Genomic DNA, 14078 nt, shown 5'->3' on the forward strand with positions numbered 1-14078 from the left:
CCGCCCCCCACGGGTCAGTGATCACGGCATGGACGCTCGTAGTTTCTATCTTCCGAGAGTCCAACTATGTCCTTGCGTAACCTGAATATCGCGCCCCGTGCCTTCCTCGGTTTTGCCTTTATTGCCCTGCTGGTAGTCGTGCTTGGCGTGTTCGCCGTGAACCGCATGACGATCATCCGTCAGGCGTCAGTCGAGATGGACTCGACGCAGTTACCCAGCGTGACCCAGCTTGCCATCGTCACGGAAAACGTCCTGCGTCTGCGCATCCTGTCGTTCCGGGTTCTGGTGAACCGCGACCCGGCCGCCCTGCAAGAAGCACAAACCCGCATCGGTGTTCTGGTGGACAAGGTTCGCAGCGGCCAGGCCAAGTACGCCGCGCTGCCGGCCGGCCCGGAAGAGCGCGCGATTTACCAGACGTTCGCGACGACGCTGGACAACTACCTGCAAGCGCAAAACCAGATGCTGGAGCTGTCGCGTCAGGACAAAGTTGACGAGATGCGTACCCTGATCAACACGCGGATCAAGGACGGCACCGACCAGATGGGTGAGCAACTCAACAAGCTCATCGCGATCAACGCTGCCGATGCGAAAACTGCTTCCAATAAGGCTGGCGAACATTACGACAGCGCCATCACCGGTATCGTCATCGTCGCCGTGGTTGCTGCGCTGGCCACCGTGTTGCTCGCGCTCTTGCTGACTCGCAGCATCGTCACGCCGCTGAACCGCGCCGTCGAGGCTGCGCGGACCATTGCCGACGGCAACCTGACCAAACTCATCGAAGTCGACGGCAAGGACGAGCCGGCCCGTTTGCTCGAAGCCCTCGCGGCGATGCAGACCAACCTGCGCAAAACCATCGAGCAGATCGCCGGTTCCGCCACGCAACTGGGCGCCGCCGCCGAAGAGCTCAGCGCGGTGACAGAAGAAGCGTCCCGTGGCCTGCAACAGCAGAACAATGAAATCGAACAAGCTGCCACTGCCGTCAACGAGATGACCGCTGCCGTGGAAGAAGTGGCGCGTAACGCCGTGTCGACCTCCGAAGCCTCCAATCAGTCGACCCACGCCGCCCGTGAAGGCCGCGATCAAGTGGTGAAAACCGTCGACGCGATTCAGACCATGACCCACGACGTGCAGAACACCGCGCAAATGATCGAAGGTCTTGCCACGCAAGGTCGTGACATCGGCAAGGTGCTCGACGTTATCCGCGCCATCGCCGAACAGACCAACCTGCTGGCGCTCAACGCCGCCATTGAAGCGGCCCGTGCCGGTGAGGCCGGACGTGGTTTTGCCGTGGTGGCGGACGAGGTGCGGGCACTGGCCCATCGCACCGCGCAGTCGACGCAAGAGATTGAGAAGATGGTCGCCGGCATCCAGAACGGCACCGGTGAAGCGGTTTCCTCGATGCAGCAAAGCAATCAACGCACCCAGTCCACCCTGGAAATGGCCCGCGCCGCTGGCGTGGCACTGGAGCAGATCACCCAGTCGATCCACCAGATCAACGAACGCAACCTGGTCATCGCCAGCGCTTCCGAAGAGCAGGCGCAGGTGTCTCGCGAAGTCGACCGCAACCTGGTGAACATTCGCGATCTGGCCACGCAATCGGCAGCAGGCGCCAACCAGACCAGCGCAGCAACCCACGAACTGTCGCGTCTGGCGGTCGACTTGAATGCCATGGTGGCGCGTTTCGTGATTTGAGATAGGGTGAAGGCTGGAGACTGCGCAATCAGGAGACGTACATGCGCTATTCAGCCTTGACCCAACGAATCGCCGGCGAGGGAGCAGCGGCCTGGCAGATTCATGACCGAGCGCTGGAGTTACGCGCCGAGGGTGTCGATATTCTGCTGCTGAGCGTGGGTGATCCTGATTTCGACACACCGCTGCCGATTGTCCACGGCGCCATCGACAGCCTGCTGGCGGGCGATACACATTATTCCGACGTGCGCGGTCGCTTGGCCCTGCGCCAGTTGATTGCCGCTCGACATCGCCGACGCAGTGGCCAGGTGGTCGACGCCGACCATGTGATTGTCATGCCCGGCGCACAATGCGCGGTGTATTCAGTGGCGCAATGCCTGCTGGATCCGGGCGACGAAGTGATCGTCGCCGAGCCGATGTACGTCACCTACGAAGGCGTGTTCGGCGCTTGCGGTGCGACCGTGGTGCCAGTGCCGGTGCGTCCGGAAAACGGCTTTCGTGTCGATCCCACGGATGTCGCCGCACGCATCACCCCGAAAACCCGCGCCATGCTGCTCAACAGTCCGAACAATCCCTGCGGCGCGAGCCTGTCGCTGCTGATCTGGCAGGAACTGGCGGCGTTGTGCATTCACCACGACTTGTGGCTGATCAGCGACGAGGTCTATAGCGAGCTGCTTTATGAAGGCGAGCACATCAGCCCGGCTAGTCTGCCCGGCATGGCCGAGCGGACGGCAACGATCAACAGCCTGTCGAAATCCCATGCGATGACCGGCTGGCGTATCGGCTGGATGATCGGGCCAAAATCCTTGGCCGAGCATCTGGTCAATCTGTCATTGAGCATGTTGTTCGGGCTGCCGGACTTTGTGCAGAAAGCGGCGCAGGTGGCGCTGGAAAGCGATTTGCCGGAAGTGACGCAGATGCGCGAGGAATATCGCCTACGGCGGGATCTGGTGTGCGAGCGCTTGCGCGGTTGCCCGGGGTTGCAGCCGATCCGCCCGGATGGCGGGATGTTCGTGATGGTCGATGTGCGCCAGACCGGGCTCGGTGCCCAGGCGTTTGCCGAACGATTGCTGGAAGGTTATGGCGTTTCGGTGCTGGCCGGTGAAGCGTTCGGGCCGAGTGCGGCGGGGCATATTCGCATCGGGTTGGTGGTGGATCGGGTGAAACTGGCAGATGCCTGTGCGCGGATTGCGTTGTGTGCGGCGCAGCTGTTGCAGGCGCGCAGTGCCTGACAATCTTGAACTGCCCGCACAGGCCTCATCGCTGACTTGCCAGCGATGAGGCCCGTTAGGCACAGGAGATCTCAACCCAGCCAGGCATCCCGGTTCACCAGATTCAAAGGCTTCTCCCCAGCCAAAGCCGCCAGCAGATTCTCCACCGCGCAGCGCGCCATCGCCTCGCGCGTTTCATGCGTCGCCGACCCCATATGCGGCGTCGCCACCACATTGTTGAGCTGCAACAACGGCGAGTCATGATTCAACGGCTCACGCTCGAACACATCCAGCCCCGCCGCGCGAATCCGGTTGTGACGCAGCGCATCGATCATCGCCGCCTCGTCCACCACCTTGCCCCGCGAGATGTTGATGAAAATGCTTTCCGGGCGCATCAACGCAAACTGCTCGGCGCCGATCAGGCCTTCAGTCTGTGCCGTCAGTGGCAAGGTCAGGCAAATGAAATCGGCCTGCTGCAACAGATCCTCCAGGCTGCGGTATTGCGCGTCGAAGCGTTCCTCAACCGCCGGTTTGCGCGACTGGCTGTGGTAAATCACCGGCATGCCGAAGCCGAAATGCCCGCGCTGCGCCAACGCCTCGCCAATCCGGCCCATGCCGATAATCCCTAGCGTCTTGCCATGCACATCGGTGCCGAAATGCGCCGGGCCGATGTTGCGGTGCCACTGGCCGCTGCGCACCATGTTGGCCAGTTCCACCACACGCCGGGCGGCGGCGAGGATCAGCGCGAAACCGGTGTCGGCCGTGGTTTCGGTGAGTACGTCGGGGGTGTTGGTCAGCAGGATCTTGCGGCGGGTCAGGTAGTCGATATCGTAGTTGTCGACGCCCACTGACACGCTGGCAATGGCCCCCAGTTGCGGTGCCAGATCCAGCAACGCAGCGTCGAGTTTCAAACTGGCACCGAGCAAACCGTGGGCGCGGGGCAGGGCATCGCGCAGTTGCATCAGGCCTTGGGCGTCGAGGCTTTCAATCAGCGTCACGTCAAACTGCGCTTGCAGGCGCGCCATCAGCGCGGGCGAGAGTTTCTTGTAAAGAACGACCTGTTTTTTCATGGCAAAAATCTCTTCAGGAATGAGCCGGCACGGGACGCGTGGCCACGGCTTTGGCCACGACGCGATCACTGGCGCCGGGCTTGAGAAAAATCGTCAGCACCACCGACAGCAGCAGCGCGCCGCTCATCAGCAGGTACGAGGAACCGGGCGAACCGGTGGAGCTGTTCAGGTAACCCACCAGATATGAACCGCCGAACGAACCGAGTGCGCCCATGCTGTTGATCAGCGCCATCGCGCCGCCGGCGACGTTGGCTGGGAGAATCTCCGGCACGATCGCGAAGAACGGCCCGTAGGGCGCGTACATGCAGGCACCGGCAATCACCAGCAACGTGTACGACCACCAGAAATGTTCCGCGCCCAGTGCGTAGGAACCGTAGAAAGCAATCGAGGCGATCAGCAGCGGTGGCCAGACGAAGCGTTTGCGTTTTTGCAGTTTGTCCGAGCCCCACGACACGAGGAGCATGCCAATCACCGCCGCCAGATACGGCAGCGCCGACAGCCAGCCGGCCTCGATCATGTCCATTTGCGCGCCGGCCTTGAGGATCGACGGCAGCCACAGCACAAAGCCGTAAACGCCAATGCTCCAGCAGAAGAACTGCAACGCCAGGATGATCACCTTCGGCGAACGGAACGCCTCGGCGTAGTTCTTCACTGCTTTGATCCCGACCTGTTCGGCGGCCAGAGCGCTTTCCAGGTCCTGCTTTTCCTGGTCGTTTAGCCACTTGGCCTGGGCTGGACGATCATCGGCCAGACGCCACCAGATAAACGCCCAGAGCACCGCCGGCAGGCCCTCGATGATGAACATCCAGCGCCAGCTGAAATGCTGCACCAGATAACCCGAGACCACCGACATCCATAGCATCGTCACCGGATTACCGAGGATCAGGAAGGTGTTGGCCCGCGAGCGTTCGGCACGGGTGAACCAGTGGCACAGATAGACCAGCATCGCCGGCATCACGGCGGCTTCGACCACGCCGAGCATGAAACGGATGACGATCAGCCAATAGGCGTTGGAGACCACGCCGGTCAACGTGGCGAGCCCGCCCCAGAGGATCAGGCTGACAAAAATCAGTTTCTTCACGCTGTGCTTTTGCGCGTAGATCGCCCCCGGCACCTGGAAGAAAAAGTAGCCGAGGAAGAACAGCGCACCGAGCAATGAAGACAGCCCCGGGGTGATCATCAAATCTTCGGCCATGCCGGAGGCGGCGGCGAAGCCGTAATTGGCGCGATCGAGATACGCCAGGCTGTAGGTGATAAACACGATCGGCATGATGTACCACCAGCGGCGGGCGGCGAGGGTTGCGGTTTTCATGGTGTTGCTCCTGAGCTTGTTGTTTTTGTCGCAGCAGGTTCAAATTTTTCGCTGACTAGGCTGGCCTCTTCGCGAGCAGGCTCGCTCCCACAAGGGAATGCATTTCAAACGTGGGAGCGAGCCTGCTCGCGAAGGCAGACTCAAATTCAACCGATAACTCCAGGCGGGTCGGCAACCCCTCCATATCCCCGCGACTCTGCACCGCCCGACTGCCAATCCAGTTCGCACGCTGCACCGCCTCGGCAAAACTCTGGTGTTCGAGCAGGGCACTGATCATCCCCACCGCAAAGCCGTCACCGGCACCCACCGTGTCGACGATATTGGCCACTGGCACCCCGGCGACAAAGCCCTGATCCAGATGCGTGCGGTAATAGGCACCCTGTGGGCCAAGTTTGATCGCCACCGCTTCGGCGCCTTGATCGAGATAAAACGCGGCAATGTCCGCCGGATCTTCAAAACCGGTGAGCAAGCGACCTTCGCTCAACCCCGGCAACACCCAATGGGCGAGGGCGGCGAGGCGGTTGATCTCAGTAATCATTTCGCGTTCGCTGGCCCACAGGCTCGGGCGCAGATTGGGGTCGAACGACACGCTGCGCCCGGCATTGCGCATGCGGCTCATCAGCTCGAACGACATTTCCCGCGCTGACGCCGACAGCGCTGGCGGAATGCCCGTGGCATGAAGATGCCGGGCGCTCAGCAGGCTTTCGGTGATTGAGCGTGGTGACAGATGACTGGCCGCCGAGCCGCGACGGAAATATTCGACTTGTGGATCACTGCCATCGTCGGTGCGCGACTTGAACTGGAAACCGGTGGGGTGCGCTGTGTCGACATCGACATGGCTGCAATCGAGACCTTCTTTGGCCAGTGTCTCGACCACGAAGCGACCCAGCGAATCGGCACCCACCCGGCTCAGCCAGGCCACATTGAAGCCGAGCCGCGAAAGGCCGATCGCAACGTTGCTGTCGGCGCCGGCAATGCGTTTATGAAAGTGCTCGACCGCCGCCAGATCACCACATTGCTCGGCCACCAGCATCGCCATGGTTTCGCCAAACGACAAAATATCGATCTCAGACATGGGCAGGCTCCAGACGGGATTGGCCAAGGCGGGATTGGCCAAGGCGGGCGAGGGCGGCGACGTGCGCAGTGGTCAACTCGACCAGATCATCACCCTGCAACGGATACTCGGCCGCGCGCATAACGCCTTGGGCCATGTGCCGCAAGAGTTGTTCCCACAGATGCAAATCGCTGACAGCAGGTGGCACGGCTACCAGTTTGCCGTCGGCACGCCGGGCCACGGCCTTGCAGTGCACGTAGCCGACGTGGCGACCGAGCAGGCGTGCGGCGCTGGTGGCGGACTGGTCTTGCCACTGCCAGTTGCCGATATCGAACGTCATTTTGATTGGCAGGTTGTGCTGTTCGACGGCGGTGAAGAAACGCTGAAAAGGTTCGATCCGCCCGCCGTGCAGGGTCTGGTCGTTCTCCACCAGCAATTGCACTGGGCTGTTATTGAGCCGTTGCTTGAGGACTGACAGATCACAGTTGTCGGTGAAGTAGCCGAGGGAGACTTTCAGCCACTTCGAACCGAACGCCTCGGCGTGCTGCAGGGCGGTGATCAACTCGGGATTGGGTTGTGCCTGGCCGGCGAGCCACAGTTCGGTCGGTGAGGAATAGATGCTTTGCAGTCCAAGCGCGGCGGTGGCAGCACTCAATTGCGCGGGCACTTCACGGGTCAGCAATTCCTCGCGCCACTCGATGCGATCGGCACCGGCAGCGGCTAGCACGTCAATAAAAAAGTCTTGCCCGCGTTGACGCACAAGCTCGGCGCCGTAGCTGGACAGGCTGATGGAAACGGCAGGTTTATTCATTGTTTTTTTACCTCTGAAACCGGTTTCATTTTTGTTCAAAAAAATATCAGTGAGTGATGTGCTCTTCTTTCGGCCCTCTTCGCGAGCTTGCTCGCGAAGAGCGCCGGCCAATTCACCGCAAATTCCCGAGGGTCGAACCGCGTTCAACCAACACAGGCGCAAAATCCAGCACCCGCGCCTCGCCAGCATCCCCACGCAAGCGCTTGAGCAAACACTCAAACGCCCGCGCACCAATCGCCTCCGTCGGCTGGGCAAGCGCGGTAATCCCGCTGCCCACCAACGGATACCAATCCAGATCATCCAGGGCAATCAGCCCGACATCCTCGAACAGCCGACAGCCGATCTCACGCAATGCGCGAGTGCTGGTCAGCGCCGCCACGCCATTGGCGCAGAACAGTGCCTTTGGCCCATTTGCAGGTTTGTTTAGAAAATTTTGCAGACCAGTCGCCAGCTCATCGCCGGTCTCCAGTACCGCGCCGGTCAACCCGGAGCGCTGCGCAATCTGTGCCTGAAAACTGCTGACCCGCTCGATCCGCGAACTGGTCCCGTCATAGGGCTCGGTCACCAGCAACACATCGCGATAACCGCGCTGTTCAAGATGGGCGAGGGCCATCTCCACTGCCTGCGGGTTGTTCAGCCCGACCATGTCGCTGTCGAGTCCGTCGACTTTGCGGTCCACCAACACCAGCGGCATTTCGCGATGCAGTTCATGCAGTTCGTCACGGTGATGGCCGAGGGTGTTAACGATCAGCCCTTCGATGTTGTACGAGCGCAGCAGCGCCAGGTGCTGGCGTTCCTGTTCGTCATCGCGGTCGGTGTTGCACACCACCAGGCTGTAGCCGTGCGCACGGCAGGCGGTTTCCACCCCGTGCATCACGGCAATCGAATAAGGGTTACGGATATCGGCCACCAGCATGCCGATCAGGCGAGTGCGACCGCGTTTAAGGCCACGGGCCATCTGGTTCGGGCGATAGCCGAGTGCGCTGATCGCTTGCTCGATGCGCAAGGCAATGGCGTCGGAGAGCAGGGCGCGGTCATCGCCGATGAAGCGCGACACGCTGGCCTTGGAAACACCGGCGCGTTCGGCGACATCTAGCATGGTGACGCGGCTGCGTTGGGCGGCAGAGAAATCGTTCAAGGGATTGACCTTATTTTTGTAGGAAACGCCTGAAACCGGTTTCAGTGAACGTCAATGATATGACTTCGTCAAGCGCGGATAAGGTGATCCTCAACGCTAAATCCGACGAGCGGTACAAATACCTGTCAGATATGACAGTAGGCAAAGAAATACCAGAGCTCTCTAATAAGACCAGAACAGATTGAAGGTTTCCGGTATGTCTTTTCACTTGTAGGGATCTCACTATGTCGAAGCAACGCAAAAAAAAAGACAAAGGTGTTTTGCTGGCGGATGCTCCGAAGGTAGATGATGTTCCGGAAAGTGACCCCGATGGAAAGGTGCCAGCTAAGATATTGATGAACGGTGGTGTCGCCAGAGTGCCTCGTTGGCCGATCTACGCTCCAGTTGGAGAGTCGGATTTACTCGAGGTTTTTTGGAGACGAGACGGCGTCACGACAACTATTTACAGCGACGTGAAACCAGGCCCCATTACCGAAACCGAGTTTATTATTCCGCTCGACAAGAGTATTTTTCAAGGCGATGGAGTTGCATATCTCTATTACCGGCAGAAACGTTTTCCAGTGGGTAATCCCTTAACGTCGGAGGAGAGAAAGTTAACGATTGATCATAGTGTTATTCCTCTTCCGGTTTTGAAGGAGCCACGTTTTCCGGATGTTAATTTTGACGGCTATCTGAATTGCACTACGTTGCGCCCGATATGGGAAGGTGTGTATGTCAAGGTCCCTTTTCAGAATCTGAATAAAGACGATATATGTGAGTTATCCTGGCGTGGCTATTCGAATCTTAATAATAGCGAGGATTTCTTTGTTGAAGGGAGCGCAGGGGGGCTTAGTTATACCCTCAGTCAGGCCGATGCGGATAATAAAGACGGGTTTGAGCTCCCGCCAATACCGTTTTCTCCTTATTTGGAGGACTTGATCAATAAGTGCTGTGTTTCTGCCACATACAAAATCCGGAGCGCTGGAGATTATATCGGGAAGTCTTTGGTCGAAATTGCAAAGATTGACCGGGCTATTTCTGGAGACGAGTATTGCGGCCCCCCGCGTAAAAATTTTTAATTTGTAAAGTGTTGTTGCTGTCGAGCGCTGATATTGGTGCTTGCTAATATCGGCAGCAGGTCGAGTTGTTGATTAAATATTGAATTCTCACGTTTGAGAATTTTAATAATGATACAAGGAGAATACCAGATGAACGCTAAGCAAGAACTTGCAGAAGTTGATCGATTGGCAGTCGAGAGCAGAATTAATGCACCCCTGGCGGGCCCGGCCCCTGAGGTGGCCGATATTGTCAGTGCTAGTGACCGGCGAGTTTATGCCAACAAATTGGTGCCGGGTGCCGTGCTTTCGGTGAAGGTGTACGACACGCTTATTCCTGATAATACTGATAAGGTATCAGTTCAAATACGCAAAACTGGTTCCACAACCTGGCAGGACGCTCATACGTTTGACGCAGGACCTGTTGCCGGGCGTCCTACATCGTGGGATATCACCATACGCTCGGATCTTCTGACCGAAGACAACCCTCCCGTGACACCAACCACTTGGGAACTTCGCTGTCGGATCCAGCCGCAACCGGTTGGTAATCCAAATAACTCAGATACAGCAACCATTATCATCGACAGACGTGCGCCTTATCAGGCACTACCTGGCGGCTTGAAGAGAAATCCACCCGTCGCGGCATTGCCCACCTTGTCGCCAGGGGATTTGATTGACGAAGCCTTTATTGTGCGTCACTCGCCAAACGCGGTTATTACAGTAACGCATACGTATGAAAACCCTTTGCCAGATGATGTGCTGCGTTTTTATATTAGTCGGATTTATTCATTGACTAATCCTGATGTACCCATTTACGAGGGGCCGGCGTCTGCATCGCTTAGTATCAGTATTAATAAGTTTAGATTGCTTGATCCGTTGGCGGTGTATGCTTATTACACAGTGGCAGATGGCGCGGGTAATATTAGTGCGTTGTCGCGAGCCCAAGGGGTACATGTGCGTTTTGCGCCTTTGCCGGTGCTTGAAGAACCTATTGTTGAACTGGCGGAAACAGATAAGTTAATCGATCTTGTTGATTCGGCGAGTACGACAGTCAAATTCAAGCGGGTCGATAATATACTGGATAGCGACGAAGTAAGAGTTGAGTGGGGAGGTCAAAATCTCGGCGAATTTCCTTTTGGAACGAGCAATCCATTGGTTGTGCCAGTGCCCTTTGATGATATTTTCAATGAGTATTATGACCCCGATCCTGATATCCGGACTGACAAGGAAGTTACGATCAAGGCAACCCTGCTACGTGGAACCGGCGATATAGGTACCTCGGATCTTGATATTAATGTAAATATCTATTATCCCGGCCCCATTAACCCGACTGACCCGACTCCGCCGAATGCCGAATTGGAGGCGCCCCATATTACAAGTACGACAGTTGAAGATGTACTTGAGCCTGGAGATTACGAAAACGATCAAACTGTTACTTTTGATCTTTGGACAACTCCGGCAGTCGAATCGGGACAGCAGATTTTTGGTGAGTATCAAGGTGTTCGTTTCGGGCCGGAATTCCTTAAGGATGGGCAAACTACAGTGACAATGACTCTACCGTGGCCGACTATCGATGCCGGTGGGGTGGGTACCGACAGAAAGCTTCAGTATTTCGTATCAGAAATCGGCGGAGTCAATGAAAACCCGTCACTGATTACCAACGTCACCAATAATGCAATTGTGGTTGATTTGGACGAGCCCAAAGTTCTGCAGGAGGATGCCGCCACTATTTATTGTGATGATCTCAAAGAGCCAGGTTTCGGGCTGAAAGTGCGTATTCCGGGGAATACTACCCATTTGTTGGATGGCAGGAACGTATATCTTTACGCTCAGGGTTATCGCGATTCGGCAATGACTCAAATTTCGCCCGACACGGATTTCAAATCGGCGGTTCACCTTATTGACGGCGGGGAAGGAGCAACCGGTTTCGATATGGTCATTTCGCCATATGACACATTTATCAGAAACATCCCGGTACCGCCACCTGCGCCGATTCCTAGTCCTCCTGGTGACTACCGGGGCTGGTGGAAGATCTGGTACACGGTGGAAATCAATACAGTGGAGTATCCCTCCGTGGAGTTCGAAAGTGCAATTTACTTGATCAATGGGTACGGTGAGTACTGCGAAGATCAGTAAGAACCCTGTAGTTCCTTTCCCGCCACGATTGTGTTTAAACATGTCGTGGTGGGAAATGTTGCTGTGTTTGGTCTTACAGCAAAAAGGCGGAATTCCCTGGTGATTGCAGACTTTTCCTACACCGCATCTATACGCGGAACGATAGTCTTGCCGCCCTCCGGTGAGACCTTTCCGATAACGACCTGTCGAGCCGATTCCTTGGACATTCGATTATCGTGGTGGAACCTATGCGTTTAATCAGTAATCTTTTTTTTCAACAACGTATGAGCAGGTGGTCACCTTTCCTGCTGCTCATTCTTGTTTGCACACCTGCGGCGCAAGCAAGAGTGCTTAACCCAGGTGAAAATGAAACCCTTTCCGCTACATCTCCCATCGAAAGTTGGAGCTTTGGAACTGGCTCCACGCTGACTGTCAATGGCGCAGACACCCTGGACATTCGCGCTGACGGCGGCACGTTAGTTGTTAACGGCGGTAAAATCCAGGAGGTGCAGGCCAACGATGGTGCAGTGCTCAATTTCAACAATGCAACGGTGACCGGTAACAGTGGGTCTACCGCGCTGTCATTGGTCAACAGCACAGCAAACGTTACCGCCTCAACGATATCTGGTTTACCAATTGGCCTTCAGGTAATTCGCGAAACATCGACTCAAACCGGTTCAACTGCCAATTTACAAGACAGTACCGTGCAGGGTGTGGTCGGCGGAGCATTTGTGTCGTCTTTTAGCGTACTCAATTTGATCAAAAGCACGGTAGAAGGCACAGGCGCTACGAGTTTTGGCTTGTCGCTTGCCGGCGGCTCGGCAAACTTGACTGCCGGTTCGAAAATCATCGGCGGCCTTAATGGTTTGATTTATGGGCTGGACGGTGCAAGCCAGCAGCTCAGTCAGTTGGTCTTGAATAATTCCAGTATTGAGGGCAGAAGCGGTGCAGCGATTGTCGCTGATCTGAGTAACAACCCATTAGGGCCTTTGGTCATAAGTGTTTTGAATGGGTCGACCTTGATCGGCGGAAATGGATCAATTCTGGAGGTCGCCGGCGGTGCTACTGTTGAACTCAACGTTACGGACAGCCAACTCAATGGCAACGTCATTGTAGAGTCCGGCAGTAAGGCGATGGTTTCACTGGACGACCGTGCATCGCTGACAGGGGATCTGCAGAACATCTCTACGCTCAAACTCAGTAACAACAGCGCATTCAACGGCTTGTTAAAAGGAGACGCTGTTGATGGATCAAGCGTGAGACTCGACAGTGGATCTACGTTTACCGGAAATGTCGAGAACGTATCGAACTTCACTCTGAACGATTCCACTTGGGTCTTGGCCGGCAACAATCAGGTCGGACAACTGGCAATGGCCGGCGGGACGCTTGATTTTGTGCAGGGAGAAACTTTCTACCGGTTGGACGTAGAGCATTTGTCGGGCAACGGTGTGCTGAAAATGGCGACTGATTTCGGAGGTCGACAAACAGACTTTCTGAACATCACAGGAACTGCTGAAGGGAGCTTTCAGTTGGCAGTGACAGCGACGGGCACCAAGCCTACGAGCGATGAGCCAATACAATTGGTCAAAGTGGCGGGTGGGAACGCCGAGTTTGCCTTGAACACGGGCTCGGTAGACGCCGGTGCCTTCACTTACAAATTATTCGAGGAGGGCGACGGCTGGTATCTTCGCCCGGATACTCAGATCAGCACCAGTACTCGATCGGTATTGGCCATTGCCAATACAGCGCCAACAATCATTGATGCTGAACGCACATTGCTCAATACCCGAATGGGCGATCGTCGACTGACGGGTGGCAACGGCGGAGTGTGGATGCGCACGTATGGCAATCGTTACAGCGTGCAGAATGGCTATGGTGACGGTTATAGCCAGACCCAGCAGGGCTTGGTCATTGGCGCAGATACCCGATTTGCAGACAGCGACTGGTTAGTGGGGGCGATGGTTGGCTACAGTAAAACCGACCTGGATTTGAAGCGCGGTAGTTCCGGAACGGTCGACAGCTATTCGGTGGGTGGCTACCTGACGAAGTTCGACGCGCAGACGGGTTTTTATATCGATGCTGTAACGAAAATTAACAGTTTCGATAATAAAGTTAACGTCAGTATGAGTGACGGCGAGCGCAGTAAAGGTGACTACAACACTTATGGCTTAAGTGGATCGCTGGAGGTGGGAAAACAATATGACCTGAACCAACATTTGTTTTTGACACCGTTTGTTCAAGTCAACGCAGCAGTCGTTTCTGGCAAGCATTACTCCCTGGATAATGGCCTTGATGTCGACAGTCAACGGACACGCTCATTTGTCACCAAGGGAGGAATGTATGTGGGTAGCCAGATCGATTTAGGCAACGGACAAAAACTTCAGCCTCGCGTTCGCGTAGCGATGGGGCATGAATTTATTAAATCCAATGAAGTCCATGTCAACGACAGTCGGTTTAATAACGACACTTCGACGACCAGCATGGAGTTGGCCGGTGGTGTCAACTGGGCTTTGCCGAACGGAGTACAGATCTTCGCGGAGGCAGGGTCGAGTCAAAGCAGGACTGTCAGTCAGGATTACAACCTGAGCGCAGGATTCAGCATAGCTTTTTAATTTAAGGCAAACAAAAAGGAGGCTAGCGCCTC

At 56.3% G+C, this 14078-nt stretch carries 10 protein-coding genes; 5 read left to right on the plus strand and 5 right to left on the minus strand.

Annotation, left to right across the window (positions count from 1 at the left end; translation table 11 throughout):
- Positions 1–66 precede the first annotated feature (66 nt).
- Positions 67–1692 carry a methyl-accepting chemotaxis protein gene (locus tag ACIOVB_RS00430; protein ID WP_187679895.1) on the plus strand — a complete coding sequence of 542 codons (1626 nt, stop codon included), beginning with the start codon at positions 67–69 and terminating at the stop codon, positions 1690–1692.
- Between the two features lie 41 nt (positions 1693–1733).
- On the plus strand, positions 1734–2921 hold the full coding sequence (locus ACIOVB_RS00435) for a pyridoxal phosphate-dependent aminotransferase (RefSeq protein WP_401263919.1): 1188 nt from the start codon (positions 1734–1736) through the stop codon (positions 2919–2921).
- A 71-nt stretch (positions 2922–2992) separates the two neighbouring features.
- Here ACIOVB_RS00435 and ACIOVB_RS00440 read toward each other — a convergent pair whose 3' ends face one another.
- From ACIOVB_RS00440 to ACIOVB_RS00460, 5 genes are all read right to left on the minus strand, one after another.
- Entirely contained in the window at positions 2993–3970 is a 978-nt protein-coding gene (locus tag ACIOVB_RS00440; protein WP_401263921.1) for a 2-hydroxyacid dehydrogenase, read from the minus strand.
- Positions 3971–3983: 13 nt separating this feature from the next.
- The gene (locus ACIOVB_RS00445) at positions 3984–5282 is read right to left on the minus strand and encodes an MFS transporter (protein ID WP_401263923.1); all 1299 of its coding nucleotides are present in this window, start codon (positions 5280–5282) and stop codon (positions 3984–3986) included.
- Positions 5283–5337: 55 nt separating this feature from the next.
- Entirely contained in the window at positions 5338–6357 is a 1020-nt protein-coding gene (locus ACIOVB_RS00450) for a sugar kinase (RefSeq protein ID WP_401263925.1), read from the minus strand.
- Positions 6350–7147, minus strand: a complete 798-nt coding sequence (locus tag ACIOVB_RS00455; protein ID WP_401263926.1) for a sugar phosphate isomerase/epimerase family protein — start codon at positions 7145–7147, stop codon at positions 6350–6352. Before ACIOVB_RS00455 ends, ACIOVB_RS00450 begins: the two co-directional genes overlap by 8 nt.
- A gap of 112 nt (positions 7148–7259) precedes the next feature.
- A complete protein-coding gene (locus ACIOVB_RS00460) occupies positions 7260–8285 on the minus strand; it encodes a LacI family DNA-binding transcriptional regulator (protein ID WP_401263928.1) in 1026 nt (341 codons plus the stop codon).
- Positions 8286–8509: 224 nt separating this feature from the next.
- On the opposite strand from ACIOVB_RS00460, the gene ACIOVB_RS00465 reads away from it, so the two are divergent.
- From ACIOVB_RS00465 to ACIOVB_RS00475, 3 genes are all read left to right on the plus strand, one after another.
- On the plus strand, positions 8510–9343 hold the full coding sequence (locus tag ACIOVB_RS00465) for a hypothetical protein (protein ID WP_401263929.1): 834 nt from the start codon (positions 8510–8512) through the stop codon (positions 9341–9343).
- Between the two features lie 129 nt (positions 9344–9472).
- Positions 9473–11455: a hypothetical protein gene (locus tag ACIOVB_RS00470; RefSeq protein ID WP_401263931.1), complete on the plus strand. Its 1983-nt coding sequence runs from the start codon at positions 9473–9475 to the stop codon at positions 11453–11455.
- Positions 11456–11682: 227 nt separating this feature from the next.
- Positions 11683–14046 carry an autotransporter outer membrane beta-barrel domain-containing protein gene (locus ACIOVB_RS00475; RefSeq protein ID WP_401263933.1) on the plus strand — a complete coding sequence of 788 codons (2364 nt, stop codon included), beginning with the start codon at positions 11683–11685 and terminating at the stop codon, positions 14044–14046.
- Positions 14047–14078 lie beyond the last annotated feature (32 nt).

This window comes from Pseudomonas sp. NPDC087639, from assembly GCF_044743385.1.
In the GTDB taxonomy this organism is placed as follows: Bacteria; Pseudomonadota; Gammaproteobacteria; order Pseudomonadales; family Pseudomonadaceae; genus Aquipseudomonas.